Origin of the sequence: Paraburkholderia sp. WC7.3g (assembly GCF_050436345.1) — a bacterium.
Lineage (GTDB): Bacteria > Pseudomonadota > Gammaproteobacteria > Burkholderiales > Burkholderiaceae > Paraburkholderia > Paraburkholderia podalyriae.
In genome coordinates this window covers 1,762,111-1,774,590 of the sequence record NZ_JBNDMA010000001.1, presented here as the reverse complement: position 1 = coordinate 1,774,590, position 12,480 = coordinate 1,762,111, and the positions used below count along the sequence as shown (strand labels likewise).

Here is a 12,480-nt window from a genome sequence, read left to right as displayed (position 1 = left end):
GACGCCCCGGTTCCGGCGTGATCGCAGCCCGAACCGTCAACTTTCAGTTCGCCTGTCCTTCCCCTGCCGGCCAGGGGCGAGGTGGGCGAGCTTTTGCCGAACGCTTTTGTTCATCAACGCATCGTCCATAGAGCGAGCAACAATAATGAAAAACCGCACACTGACCGCCCAGGCGGCGATCGTGTTCTGTACCGCCATCTCGAACGCATGGGGCGCGCCAAGCAACGCCATATTGACGGGCACGGTCTCCGATCCCGCGGGCCAACCCGTCGCTCACGCGAAAGTGGAGGTACAGGACGCGAGCGGCGCCTCCATCGGCGCGTCGAACACGGACACGTCGGGCCACTTCTCGATCGACGGCGTGGCGCCCGGCACGTATGCGGTCGTCGTCACCGCGGCTGGTTTTGCAAGCGGCAGCAGTATCGCGACCGCCCAGTCCGGCGCCCCGGCGAACGTTAGCGTGCAACTGCAAAAGAGCGACACGCTCGACGTGCAGGTCAACGCGCAACGCCTGAACGCTGCCCGCAACGGCTTGCTGCCCGAAACGGGCAGCAGCGTCTATCGCTTCACGCAGGCGGATATCGACACGATGCCGGCAGGCGCGAACACGCCGCTCAATCAGGTGCTGCTGCAAGCGCCCGGCGTCGCCAACGACTCGTACGGCCAGCTGCACGTGCGCGGTGAGCACGCCAATCTGCAATACCGGATCAACGGCATCATCATTCCGGAGCCGATCAGCGGCTTCGGCCAGTCGTTTGACACGCGCATCATCGATCAATTGAACCTGCTCACGGGCGCCCTGCCCGCGCAGTACGGCTACCGCACGGCCGGTATCGTCGACATCCGCACCAAATCGGGCGACATGGGCAGCGGCGGCTCGATCGACGTATTCGGCGGCAGCCATCAAACCGTCAAAACAAGTGCCGACGTGTTCGGCAGCGAGGGACCGTTCAGCTACTACCTGAGCGGCTCGCTCGGCATGAACAATCTCGGCATCGAGAATCCGACGGCGAGCGCCAATGCGATTCACGATCACACGCGCGAGGGCAATGCGTTCGGCTATCTGTCGTATCTGATCAATCCGCTCACGCGCGTGAGTCTGTTGTTCGGCGCGACCAGCAACCAGTTCGAGATTCCGAACACGCCGGGGCTCACGCCGAACTTCGCGCTCAACGGCCGCAGCACATTCGATTCGTCGCAACTGAACGAAACGCAATCGGAGCTGAACAATTTCGCGGCGCTCGCGCTTCAAGGGACCAACGGCGGCGCGCTCGATTACCAGGTCGCCTTCTTTACGCGCTATACGCGCACGAAGTTCAACCCCGATCCGATCGGCGACCTGATGTTCAACGGCGTAGCATCGGAGGACTTCCATAGCAACACGGCCAACGGCGTGCAGGTCGATACGACCTGGCGCATCAACGACAGTCACACGGTTCGCGCGGGCGTCTTCTTCCAGCAGGAACACGCGATATTCGACAATAACGTGTCTGTGTTCCCCGCCGACGCGGACGGCAACCAGCTCTCCGACGTGCCCTTCAACATCCAGGACAGCAGCAGCAAGACCGGCTATCTGTACAGCCTGTACGCCCAGGACGAATGGAAGCTGACCGACCGGCTCACGCTGAACTATGGCTTGCGCTACGACCGCATGGACGAGTACACGAGCGCGAGCCAGTTGAGCCCGCGCATCGGTCTCGTCTACACGCTCACGCCGTCGACAACGCTGCATGCCGGCTACGCGCGCTACTTCACGCCGCCGCCGTTCGAACTCGTGTCCGGCTCGACGATATCGAAGTTCGACGGCACGACGAATCAGAGTTCGGTAACGCAGAACGATCCCGTGAAGCCGGAACGCAGCCACTATTTCGATCTCGGCATCACGCAGAAACTCGGCCCTGCCGTCACGCTCGGACTCGACGCGTACTACAAGAAATCGACCGACCTGCTCGACGAAGGACAGTTCGGTTCCGCTCTGATCTACGTGCCGTTCAACTACCAGTACGGCAGAACGTATGGCGTCGAATTCACCGCCAACTACAAACAGGACAATCTCTCCGGGTATCTGAACCTCGCGTATAGCCGCGCGCAAGGCAAGAACATCAACTCCGCGCAGTTCAATTTCGGTGCGGACGAACTGGCGTTCATCTCGAACAACTGGGTGTCCCTCGATCACGACCAGCGCGTGACCGCATCGTTCGGCGCGGCATACGACTTCCACCAAACCACCTTCACGTTCGACGGAATCGTCGGCTCCGGCCTGCGCAGCGGCTTTGCGAACACCGATCGCCTGCCCGTCTATGCGCAGTTCAACCTCGGCGCGATCCAGCACTTCAACGAGCCGATGATCGGCAAGTGGGACGCGCGTCTGGTGGTGATCAACGCATTCAACCGCGTGTACCAGTTGCGCGACGGCTCGGGCATCGGCGTCGGCGCACCGCAGTACGGTCCGCATTTCGCGGTCTATGCGGGCGTGACCAAGTACTTCTGATCGACGGCAGGGAGAATCATCATGCAGGAATGGACAGGCTTTATCGCGGCGATGCGCACAGGCGGATGGATCATGTATCCGCTCAGCGTGCTCGGCGTGCTCGCGTTGACCATCATCATCGAGCGAGCGTATGTGTTCGCCCGCTTCTCACGCGCACCGGCGCGCCTTTTGCAACCTACGTCAGCCGATGACGACCGTCTGGACAATCTCGCCCCGCACCACGCGTTCCGGCGCATGGCCACGCCGTGGTTGCCCGAATCGGACTCGCCGCTGTGGCTGCGCGAGGCGTCGGCGCAATCGATCGCGTCGCAGATCGAGCGCGACATGGGCCGCGGGCTGTGGCTACTCGAAACGATCGTCACGGCGGCGCCGCTGCTCGGCTTGCTCGGCACGATCGTCGGAATGATGAAATCGTTCCAGCTGTTCGGCGGCAATGGCCTCGTCGATCCGGGCGGTGTCACGGGCGGCGTGGCGCAGTCGCTGGTGGCGACCGCGATCGGACTGATCGTCGCGGTGTTTGCGCTGTTCGCGTTCAACTATTTTTCACGGCGGCTCGAGCGTCTGATGGATGAACTCGAACTGTTCGCCAACGCGCGACTCAGCGCGCTGCGCCTGCAACACGAGGCGCAAGGACAGCGCTGATGAAACTCAAACGCTCGCGCGCCTCGCGGCGCGGCCGCATCGAAATCATTCCGATGATCGACGTGATGTTCTTTCTGCTCGCGACCTTCATGCTCGCCTCGCTGGCGATGCAGCGTCTCGACGCGGTGCGAATCAACCTGCCTTCGGGACGCGCGCAGCCGATCAGCACGAGCGAGCCGCTGACGATATCGGTGAACGACAACGGCGAGGTTTCGGTCAATCGCCACGTCGTTCGCGCGGATCAGATCGAGCCCGAAGTGAAGCGTCTGCTGCGCGCAGACGGCAACGTCGTCATCGCAGCCGACGATCACGCGGGTCACGGCGCGGTCGTGCAGGCAATGCTCGCCGCACGACGCGCGGGCGCCGAACACTTTCTGATCGCCGTGCATCGTGAGTAAAGATTGCCGCGAGTTGGTCGAGGGCCACGGTGTGGGGACGTTGGGAACCTCAATCGCTTGTCTGATTGCGCTCGGAATCTGGCTGTCGGTGCTGATTGCGCTGTCGTCCGGATTGCTGAAGTCGAACCCGCCGGCCACAACGCCAGCCCCACTGGATATGCGCGTGGTCGTACTCGACGAACCTGCGTCGCCTGCGTCTCGTGCACCGGAATCTCGGGCTGCGGTTCCACCGGAACAGGCGCCCCCGCACGCGCGGACGCCACCGCGCACATCGGCGCATCGCGCGGTGCCGCCTGCGCCGACCAGGCCACAAACACTAACGACGCCTGCCGCCGCAGCGCCGCCTGCACCGGTTGCGAGTCCGGCTCAACGCCCGTCGCAAGATGAACGGGCGGAACAACCGGCCGCCACCGGTTTGCCGCAACCATCCGAGGAGCACGCCGCTGCGCCGAGCGGCGCTGCAACGTCCAACACCGCCGCCCGTTCCATTTCGCAACCGCTACCGACACTGCCCGACGACTTGCGCGAGCAGGCCTATCAGACGATCGCGACAGCGCGCTTCACGATCCACGCCGATGGCTCGGTCAATGTCGAGCTCATTCACGCGACGCCGAACCCCCGTCTCAATCAGCTGCTGCTCGACACGTTGCGGCGCTGGCGCTTTTTTCCAGCGCTGCGCGATGGCCAGCCCGTCGACAGCACGCGGGACATCCGCGTGCATTTCAACGTCAGTTGAGCAGCGCTTACTGGCTTGCGCAGGTGAAATTCGCCGCGACGTTCACGTCGCCCGAGCCGTTATAGCGCGGAAACGTCGGATACTGACACAGCGGCCGCGTGCGTCCGGGCACGCCCGCCGTATCGGCGACGATCTGCGCGGGCGGCGCCACGCCTTTTTCGACCCAGTTTTCGAGCGTCGTCAGCGAATCCCACGAGGCGTTGAACACGGTGCTGACCGCATGGCCATAGCCGGGAATCTCGTAGAAGCGCACGAAGTTCGCCACGGCGGACGCGCCCATTGTCGCTTGCAGTCGCTGATAGTACTGCTCGGTCGAGCGCGTGCTGACGACTTTGCAATCGCCTTCAACGCAGATCCGCACGCAGACCGCGCACGCCTTTGCCAAGCCGTCGGCGCAACAGCGTCCGCAACGTGGCGCCGTCGACATAACCGACCTCGGCCGCGATCGCGTCGATACCGAGGCCGCTGCCATGCAGCAGCGACTGCGCGTGCTCGACTCGCAGGTCCTGAAAGTAGGCCAACGGCGATTTGCCGAGTACGTCCTGGCAACGGCGCTGCAGCGTACGCGCGCTCGTCGCCAGCGCGGCCGCCGCATGTTGCAGCGAGAACCCTTCCTTCAGATGATCGCGCGCCCATCGCTCGAAACGCTGAATCAGTGGATCAGCCTGAGCGAGGTGATTGGGGATGATGTACGGCGCCTGCGATGAGCGCAGATCGGCGAGCAAGTAGCGCGACACGAGCGCGGCCAGTTCGGGGCTCGCGCGGCGGATCAGCCACAGCGCGAGATCGAGGTGCCCCATCGCTGCGCCCGCCGTCACCCCGACGTCCGATGGCACCAGCATGCGCGACTCGTCGAGCGACACCGCCGGATAGCGTTGCCGGAACAATGGACCCAGCCACCAGGTCGTCGTCGCTTCGCGATGATCGAGGAGTCCGGTTTCCGCGACGAGGAACGTGCCGATGCACGACGCGGCGAGCAGCGCGCCCTGGGCGTGCCATGCCAGCAGTTGCGCTGCGGCGTCGCGCACGTCCGGCCGTTCGAGAGCCGGCAGCAGTTGCTCCGGTGTGCCGGTACTGAGCGCGGGAATGATCACCCAGTCCGGCTTCAGGTCCGCGGTGATCGCTTGCACGGGTATGGCCAGCCCCTGCGCCGAGCGGACCTTCTTGCGCACGCCGACGATCGACAGTTCGAAGTGCGGCCGCCCGCCCATCTTCGCGGCGGCGAACCGGTTGGCGAGCGAGAACGCGTCGAGCATGACGGTGAGGCCGGTGTCGAACAGCCCCTGCAACGCGAGCACGGCGATGCGCATGGCGTAAATGACCCTAAAGTTGTCATTTGCGACGATACAGGTTTTCCCGGTGCAGGGCTACAGTGAACCCAGTTGCAAATCGCAACGAACGTCGATCAAGGAGGTCACTCATGAAAGTTTTCGCCATCGCATCCGCGCAACCGACCCTCACCCCCGACAAGCTTCAGCAGCACATGCCGCACGAGGTGCCGGCCACACTCCAGCTTTATCTCGACGGCAAGGTCGAGCAGTTCTGGTTCCGCGACAGGGCCGGGCCGATCTTCCTGATGAACGTCGAATCGGAGGACGAGGCAAAGGCAATACTCGACGCGTTGCCACTCGTGGCTGACGGACTGATCAAGTACGAGTACCTGCCGGTGGGACCGCTCGCGCCGCTCGCGCGGCTGATCCAGAAGGGATGAGGTTGCTGGCGGGATCAGACGTGCCGTCGGCGTGGCCGGCGGCACGCCGAAAAGCATCACTGCCCCACCTTCTCCGATTCAACGACGAGGTCCAGTACATAAGCGACCGACGCCCCACCGGCAGGCGGGTTTGTGATCGTAAAACGCTTCACGCGCACCACGTTACGGATGCCCGGCGTGTGCGTATAGCCTTCGATACTCTGATTCAACGGCTGCCAGGGACCGGGCGTGCCGCTCGCCAGGCCCTGCTCGTCGAAGAAGCGCTCGCGCACGAGCAGACATTGCGCGTCCGGCGTCGACGGATGGTTGCACGGCACCGACTGCGGCGCTACTTCGAGGAACGCTATCTGACCGGGGCCGCCATAACGCGTTTCGGCCGTGGGCAAGCCGGTGAAGCTCAGCGTATTGCCGTTATCGGTGACAAGTTGCAGGCTCGGCGCGTTGTCACGTGCGAGCAGGTTCACGTTGACGCTGCCACGCACACGCTGCGAGACCGCATCGTCGAGTGCGGCAAGCGCGGCATCGTGGCAGGCCATCATCGTGCTGACCATCGGGCCGATCTGCAGATGTCCTTTCCTCACCGTGTAACCTGCTCCCATGCTGTTGCAGCTATTGACGACGGTGATCCGGTACGGACTGAAGTCCAGTTGCACTGGCCTGTCCGGGCGGGCGAACAGCGCATCGATGCGGTTGCCGTTGCTGTCGATCGCGTTGCTAAGTTGCCAGTGGTACCGGGTCAGCAGCTCGGTACCGGTCTGCGACGCCGGGTTCGCGACGGTCGTGGCCGCCGACGGCGCCGGCGCTGTCACTTCGGGTGTCTGCGCGCAAGCGGCGAGAACGAGCGGCAACAAAAAGAGGCGGAATTTCACGTCGGCACCTCGGTGAGTTCAGTGGTTGTTCCGGGCGTTTGCTCGCGCCGCCAGGCAAAGGGGCGCGAGAATCAGTCGCATGCGCGAAAGCCGGAAAAGCCAGTGAAGCGCACCGCCCGGCCGCATTACGCCGGGTTTGCGCACCTGCGTCGTTCAGGCCGCGAGCATCGACTCGACGACCGACAGCATAACGCAGGTGGATGGCCGAAGTCGCCGCTCGATGCCTGATCGGGTTGTTCGTTAGGTCGCCGAACTGCGGATCGTGATGCGGGCTACACGTTGGAAATGTCATGGCTCACGGCAGCAACGGCGCGAAGCCGTTTGAACCGGGGACGCAGCATCAGATAGAAAGCGGCAACATGCGTGATCGCCAGCACCGGCACATAGATGATCGGGATCGCGTACAGGGCGCCCAGTTCGCCCGAATGCGCGGGCAGATCGGCCGCTGTCGCGTGGTAGTAGTCGAGGATCAGATCGACCGTGCCGACCACGTTGAAAGCGACCACGAGCGACCAGAAAAGCGGACGTATCCGGGCCGTCAGCAACGCCAGCATCGCCAGCACGCCGGTGGCGAAATCCCCATAGGCAGCGAACACGGCGAAGCTCGCGGGCAACTGCGCACTGACGACGCCAGGCAGCAGGAAGGCGAGCCCGAAGAAGCGGAAGCTATGCAAGGTGGCGATCGCGCGTTGCGCGTCGAACGCGGTCATTGACCTGAGCTTCGGCCAGACGTAGGTGCCGAAGCACAACAGCCAGGCAACGTAGCCCAGAACGAGATGCAACTGGAAGAGAATCTGCGATGACATGGTGCCTCCTGTCGAAGGTTGGATGCGCAGGTGATAGGTGTACCATCGTCTCGCGCGAGCGACTATTCCTCACAATGTTGACAGGCTATGAAGCAGAACTTCACAGTCAGGCAGGGCGCGCTCGACGGCGTCGAGGTCTTCCTCAGCGTGGCCGAGCATCGCAGTTTTCGCGGGGCCGCGGCGGCACTCGGCGTGACGCCGTCGGCGGTCAGTCAGGCGGTGCGCGTGCTCGAAGCGCGCATCGGCGCAACGCTGTTCATCCGCACCACGCGCAGCGTCGGCTTGACCGAAGCCGGCGAGCGCTTTCTGGCTCGCGCCAAGCCGGCTTTCGAGGAACTCGTCGCCGCCAGCGAGGTGGCGCGCGGACTGGGCGAGCGACCGTCCGGCCTGTTACGACTTTCGGTGCCGCGCGCGGTCGTGCCGATCCTGCTGGAGCCGCTGATCGCGTCGTTCTGCAAGGCCAATCCCGAGGTCGAGGTGGAAGTCGCGGCCAGCAAGGAGCTGATCGATCTCGCGGCGGAAGGCTTCGACGCCGGCATCCGGTTGGGTCAGTTCATTGCCGCCGACATGATCGCGGTGCCATTGACGCCGCCATTCCGCCTGATCGTGGTGGGGAGTCCTGGCTATTTCACGGCGCGCGGCAGCCCCGAGAATCTGAACGATCTGCGCGCGCATGCCTGCCTGCGCTGGCGGCGCTCCAGCGGCGCGCTCGCGTTGTGGTCGTTCAACGACAACGGCCAGCCGGTCGAGATCGCCGTCTCCGGTCCATTCATTGCCAGCGATTTTCCGGGCATGCTGGGCGCGGCGGTCGAAGGCATCGGCCTTGCCCAGTTACCTGAGCCGATGGCCGCCGAGGGGTTGCGAACGGGAAAGTTGCTGCGCGCTCTGGATGCGTACGCACCGGTGATGCCGGGCGTGTTTCTGTACTATCCGAGCCGCCGGCAGGTCATGCCGAAGCTGCGTGCGTTCATCGATCATGTGAAGAGCCGCACGGCGCGCCCGTTGCCTAGCGATAGTTGACGAAGTTGATGATGTCGTTGAGAAACCACGGCAGAATCAGTTGCGTGTCGGAATAGCTGGTGCCGACGGTGAGTCTCGGTGGTCTTGAAGCGGCGCCGGCGGGTGGTGCGCCGTCAGGAGCGTGCAGCATGTAGGCGTTCGTCTCGACCGCCGGCTGATTCTTCGCCGGAGTCGTCGTGCAGCCGGCAGCGAAAACGACGAAAACTGCTGCGAAGCAAAGGGACTTCATGAACGGGTGAACTCCGGCGGCGTTTTCTCCATTATGGCCGAACTCAGTCGAATACCGGCAACGAACCGCGCCGGCTATCACAACTCCAGCACCGTCACCCCCACTTCCATCCGATGCGCGCCGCCACCAAGAATCGTCCCACGCAGCAACGATACATCGCTGTAATCGCGCCCAATCGCGAGCGTCACATGATCGAGATCGGCAAGCATGTCATTGGTCGGATCGAGATCGATCCAGCCGCTGGCGGGACAATGCACCGACACCCACGCATGCGATGCATCCGCGCCGATCAGGCGCGGCTGGCCCGGCGGCGGATCGTTGCGCAGATAGCCGCTGACGTAGCGCGCGGGCAAACCTAGCGAGCGCAAACAGCCGATCATCACCTGCGCGAAATCCTGACACACGCCGCTCTTCAGTTCAAACGCGCGTTCGGCCGGCGTATCGAACAGCGTCGCCGACGGCTTGTACACGAAGTCCTCGTGAATGCGATGCATCAGATCGATCGCGCCCGCGACGAGCGGGCGGCCGGGCGTGAAGCTCGGCAACGCATACGCGCGCAGCGACGGCCGCAGCGCGATATTCGGCGATGCGAAACAGTACTCCGCCTCTGGACGGAACGCGCCGCCCATGTGAAACCGCAGCGCCTCGGCCACCGTCTCCCAGGCCGGGGTGGCCTCGGCGTCGAGGTCGGTCCAGCGCGGCGTCAGCGCGACCGTGGTTTCGCTGATGAGTTGCAGACGTTCGTGCGGGGTATCGAGCGCGAAGTACAGCACGTCGTTGCCGAACGCGTCGATGCGGCTGTGCCGGTACGACGGCTCCGGCTCGATCCGCTCGCTTCGCGAGATCACACGCTGCCACGAACACGCGAGCGGCCGGATGGTCGCCAGATGCTGCGCGGTTTCGACGTACGTCGAATAATGGTAGGTAGTGCGATGCGAAACGGACAACACCGTCGGTGTGTGCTTCATACCCACACCTGCGAAGCGACCGTTGTCGCGTGACTGAAATAGCGCGCGCTGATCTCATGCGCGGCCGCGTTGGCGAAACCGCCGATCTGATCGCACAGCGCAATCAGCTTGCCATACGATCCGTGTTCGTCGAGCTCGCACAGCGCTTCGAGCGACGGCAGCAACTCGACGCCCGGCAGCAGCTCCGCGAACGGCCGATGCCGCAGGCTGCCCGCCGCGATGGCGATCTCGTCGAGCTTGTTGCGCAGCCGCTCGTACACGCCATAAATGCCGCGTGGATTGTGCGGTTCGATCACGAGCAGATCGACCAGCGCGGGGACCTCGAACCGCCCCGGATACAACGAGCGATACGTGAGCGTGCTGTCGAACATTTGCAGCAGCAGATCGAAGCCGGCGGGCGTCGCGAGCTGGCCGTTCGCGGCGACGCCGCGCATGAATGCGGCCATTGTCGCGACGCGTTCGATATGACGCCCGACAAATAGCAGCCGCCACGCTTCATCGCGTGTCATGCGGTCGCCCTGCGCGCCGCTGATCGCCGATAGCTGCACCGACAGATGCTCGAGCGCATTCGCGAGCGTCACGCGGTCGTAGCGATCGAACGCACTGCCGCCGCTAGCGGCAGCCGCGCCGCCGTTGCCCTCGCCCACGCCCGCGCCCACGGCTGGCAGCAAGACCTGCAACGCGTCCTGAAAGTCGTTGCGCGCCGCGAGGATCATGCGCCAATGATCATTCGACAAACGCCCCCGCACCTCGCCGTTCGCGCGGGCCTGGCAATCGAGGTTCTGGCTGATGCTGACACTGCCCGCGCTGTCGCCGAGATTCGCGATGAGCGCGCGCTCGAACGTCTGCGGCGATGCCGGCCCGTGCGGCGACGAGAGGTCGCCTGGCTGCACGAGGCCGCACCAGGTCGCGAGTTCGACCAGCGTCGCGAACATCGCGTCGGCGTCGTTGCCTTCGAGCGAGCCGAGAATCAGCCGCAGCAGCCGCACGTTGTTTTCCGCGCGCTCGCCGTAGCGGCCCGCCCAGAACAGGTTCTCCGCGGCACGGCTCGATACCGTGCGATGCTTGCGCGTGAGGTCGGCGGGCTGCATCGGCGAAGGCAGCAGCGTGAACGTCGAGCTTGGCTGGCTCGACAGCACCCAGGTATCGACGCTGCTGCCGCCGTGCTGCATCGATACCGTGGTCTGACGCTCGGCGGCCATGCGCGTGAAACCGCCCGGCATCACGTGCCAGCCGCCGTTGACGTCGGCGATCGCATAGACGCGCAGCACCGACGGCCGCCCGCCGATCGTGCCCGCCTCATAACGCGGCGTGCACGAAAAGCGCTGCTCCTGCTGGATCGTGAACGCGTCGGGCAACGCGTCGACGCGCTCGCGCCATGCCGCGAGCGGCTGCCTGCCCCGCTCGATGCCGGGCGGCGCGTCGCGTCCCGCGAGCGGCCATGTCGGCACGATCAACGCGTCGTCGAGATGCGTGAACGCGTGCTCGCGCGCGGCCTGTTCGCCGCACCACCAGGTCGGCACGCCGGGCAGCAGCAGCGCTTCGCCCAGCAACGCTTCGGCGATGCCCGGCATGAAACCGTGCAACGCCGGCGATTCGGCGAAACCCGAACCCGGCACGTTCGACACGATCACATTGCCCGCGCGCATCACCTGCAATAGCCCCGGCACGCCGATCGTCGAATCGGCGCGCAACTCGACCGGGTCGCAGAACGCGTCGTCGAGACGGCGCAGCACGACGTGCACGCGTTCGAGCCCAGCCAGGGTCTTCAGATAGAGCCGGTCGCCACGCACGGTCAGGTCCTTGCCTTCGACCAGCGTGACACCGAGATAGCGCGCGAGAAACACGTGCTCGAAATAGGTTTCGCTGTATGGCCCCGGCGTCAGCAGCGCGATATGCGGCGATGCATCAGCGCTTGGCTCGTTGCGCAGCGTCGCTTGCGCGGCCTGCACGAGCGTCGCGATCAGTTGCGAATAGAGCGGCGCGAGCCGGCTCACGCGCAGCGAGCGGAACGGCTCGGCGAGCAGCGTCGACACGATCAGGCGGTTTTCGAGCGCGTAGCCGAGCCCGGACGGCGCCTCGGTGCGATGCGCGATCACGCTCCACTCGCCCCCCGGCGTGCGCGCGAGATCGAGCGCGACGACCTGCAGATATTGACCGCCGGGCGGCGTGAAGCCCTTCACCGAGCGCAGATAGCCCGGATGGCCGAACACCAGCGCGGGCGGCAGTTGCCCCTGTTCGAGCAGCGTCCGCGGTCCATAGATGTCGGCAACGATCGCGTTGAGCAGATGCGCGCGCTGCGCGACGCCGCGCTCGAGGTGCGCCCACTCGGCCTCGCTGATCAGGAACGGCAGCAGGTCGAGCGCCCACGGCCGCGCCTTGCCGTTGTCCGCGTAGACGTTGTAGCTGATGTCGTTGTCGCGGATCTGCTGCGCGATCGACGCATGATGGTCCGCGAGCCGTGCCACGCCGCCTTCGTCGAGCAGCGCGAAGAACTGCCGCCATGGCTCGCGCAACGCGCCCGACGCGTCGCGCAGCTCGTCCCAATGTCCGTCATGACCCGGCAGCAAGCGCAACAGGGACGAAGCGTCCGCCGGCATGGCGGACGCT

General features: G+C 64.8%; 12 protein-coding genes and 1 pseudogene. 6 read left to right on the top strand and 7 right to left on the bottom strand.

The genetic code is table 11. The features are described 5' to 3' along the window. The first annotated feature begins 145 nt into the window (after positions 1 to 145). The 4 genes from OKW43_RS08230 (at position 146) to OKW43_RS08215 (ending at position 4,267) form a co-directional block, all read left to right on the top strand. Complete coding sequence (locus tag OKW43_RS08230; RefSeq protein ID WP_429446476.1) at positions 146 to 2,491, top strand: TonB-dependent receptor; 2,346 nt, start codon at positions 146 to 148, stop codon at positions 2,489 to 2,491. A 21-nt stretch (positions 2,492 to 2,512) separates the two neighbouring features. Continuing rightward, positions 2,513 to 3,133 carry a MotA/TolQ/ExbB proton channel family protein gene (locus tag OKW43_RS08225; RefSeq protein ID WP_187637297.1) on the top strand — a complete coding sequence of 207 codons (621 nt, stop codon included), beginning with the start codon at positions 2,513 to 2,515 and terminating at the stop codon, positions 3,131 to 3,133. Beyond that, a complete protein-coding gene (locus OKW43_RS08220; protein ID WP_187637296.1) occupies positions 3,133 to 3,531 on the top strand; it encodes an ExbD/TolR family protein in 399 nt (132 codons plus the stop codon). The genes OKW43_RS08225 and OKW43_RS08220 overlap by 1 nt, the downstream gene beginning before the upstream one ends. Positions 3,532 to 3,946: 415 nt before the next feature. Beyond that, the gene (locus OKW43_RS08215; RefSeq protein ID WP_429446473.1) at positions 3,947 to 4,267 is read left to right on the top strand and encodes an energy transducer TonB; all 321 of its coding nucleotides are present in this window, start codon (positions 3,947 to 3,949) and stop codon (positions 4,265 to 4,267) included. Between the two features lie 7 nt (positions 4,268 to 4,274). Here the strand turns inward: OKW43_RS08215 and OKW43_RS08210 are convergent. Continuing rightward, positions 4,275 to 4,598 (bottom strand): annotated as a pseudogene (locus OKW43_RS08210) (tannase/feruloyl esterase family alpha/beta hydrolase); the annotation flags it as partial. Positions 4,599 to 4,611: 13 nt separating this feature from the next. Next, positions 4,612 to 5,577 carry a GlxA family transcriptional regulator gene (locus tag OKW43_RS08205; RefSeq protein ID WP_187637295.1) on the bottom strand — a complete coding sequence of 322 codons (966 nt, stop codon included), beginning with the start codon at positions 5,575 to 5,577 and terminating at the stop codon, positions 4,612 to 4,614. 110 nt (positions 5,578 to 5,687) lie between these two features. Here OKW43_RS08205 and OKW43_RS08200 point away from each other — a divergent pair, with 110 nt between their 5' ends. Further along, positions 5,688 to 5,978: a hypothetical protein gene (locus tag OKW43_RS08200; protein WP_429446470.1), complete on the top strand. Its 291-nt coding sequence runs from the start codon at positions 5,688 to 5,690 to the stop codon at positions 5,976 to 5,978. A gap of 56 nt (positions 5,979 to 6,034) precedes the next feature. Here the strand turns inward: OKW43_RS08200 and OKW43_RS08195 are convergent, their stop codons facing one another. Together OKW43_RS08195 and OKW43_RS08190 are read right to left on the bottom strand one after the other, a co-directional pair. Then, on the bottom strand, positions 6,035 to 6,847 hold the full coding sequence (locus tag OKW43_RS08195; RefSeq protein ID WP_187637293.1) for a DUF4377 domain-containing protein: 813 nt from the start codon (positions 6,845 to 6,847) through the stop codon (positions 6,035 to 6,037). Between the two features lie 272 nt (positions 6,848 to 7,119). Then, entirely contained in the window at positions 7,120 to 7,653 is a 534-nt protein-coding gene (locus OKW43_RS08190; protein ID WP_429446468.1) for a hypothetical protein, read from the bottom strand. A gap of 87 nt (positions 7,654 to 7,740) precedes the next feature. Here OKW43_RS08190 and OKW43_RS08185 point away from each other — a divergent pair, with 87 nt between their 5' ends. Beyond that, the gene (locus tag OKW43_RS08185; RefSeq protein WP_429446466.1) at positions 7,741 to 8,673 is read left to right on the top strand and encodes a LysR family transcriptional regulator; all 933 of its coding nucleotides are present in this window, start codon (positions 7,741 to 7,743) and stop codon (positions 8,671 to 8,673) included. Here OKW43_RS08185 and OKW43_RS08180 read toward each other — a convergent pair. From OKW43_RS08180 to OKW43_RS08170, 3 genes are all read right to left on the bottom strand, one after another. Next, the gene (locus OKW43_RS08180) at positions 8,660 to 8,902 is read right to left on the bottom strand and encodes a hypothetical protein (protein ID WP_429446464.1); all 243 of its coding nucleotides are present in this window, start codon (positions 8,900 to 8,902) and stop codon (positions 8,660 to 8,662) included. The two genes, OKW43_RS08185 and OKW43_RS08180, sit on opposite strands and share 14 nt — an antisense overlap. 77 nt (positions 8,903 to 8,979) lie before the next feature. Continuing rightward, positions 8,980 to 9,870 carry a transglutaminase family protein gene (locus tag OKW43_RS08175; protein WP_429446462.1) on the bottom strand — a complete coding sequence of 297 codons (891 nt, stop codon included), beginning with the start codon at positions 9,868 to 9,870 and terminating at the stop codon, positions 8,980 to 8,982. After that, positions 9,867 to 12,470 carry a circularly permuted type 2 ATP-grasp protein gene (locus OKW43_RS08170; protein ID WP_429446460.1) on the bottom strand — a complete coding sequence of 868 codons (2,604 nt, stop codon included), beginning with the start codon at positions 12,468 to 12,470 and terminating at the stop codon, positions 9,867 to 9,869. The genes OKW43_RS08175 and OKW43_RS08170 overlap by 4 nt, the downstream gene beginning before the upstream one ends. Between the last annotated feature and the right edge of the window lie 10 nt (positions 12,471 to 12,480).

Coding starts and splice junctions, on each gene's coding strand:
- OKW43_RS08230 (WP_429446476.1), top strand. CDS start 146: ATGAAAAACCGCACACTGACCGCCCAGGCGGCGATCGTGTTCTGTACC.
- OKW43_RS08225 (WP_187637297.1), top strand. CDS start 2,513: ATGCAGGAATGGACAGGCTTTATCGCGGCGATGCGCACAGGCGGATGG.
- OKW43_RS08220 (WP_187637296.1), top strand. CDS start 3,133: ATGAAACTCAAACGCTCGCGCGCCTCGCGGCGCGGCCGCATCGAAATC.
- OKW43_RS08205 (WP_187637295.1), bottom strand. CDS start 5,577: ATGCGCATCGCCGTGCTCGCGTTGCAGGGGCTGTTCGACACCGGCCTC.
- OKW43_RS08200 (WP_429446470.1), top strand. CDS start 5,688: ATGAAAGTTTTCGCCATCGCATCCGCGCAACCGACCCTCACCCCCGAC.
- OKW43_RS08190 (WP_429446468.1), bottom strand. CDS start 7,653: ATGTCATCGCAGATTCTCTTCCAGTTGCATCTCGTTCTGGGCTACGTT.
- OKW43_RS08185 (WP_429446466.1), top strand. CDS start 7,741: ATGAAGCAGAACTTCACAGTCAGGCAGGGCGCGCTCGACGGCGTCGAG.
- OKW43_RS08180 (WP_429446464.1), bottom strand. CDS start 8,902: ATGAAGTCCCTTTGCTTCGCAGCAGTTTTCGTCGTTTTCGCTGCCGGC.
- OKW43_RS08175 (WP_429446462.1), bottom strand. CDS start 9,870: ATGAAGCACACACCGACGGTGTTGTCCGTTTCGCATCGCACTACCTAC.
- OKW43_RS08170 (WP_429446460.1), bottom strand. CDS start 12,470: ATGCCGGCGGACGCTTCGTCCCTGTTGCGCTTGCTGCCGGGTCATGAC.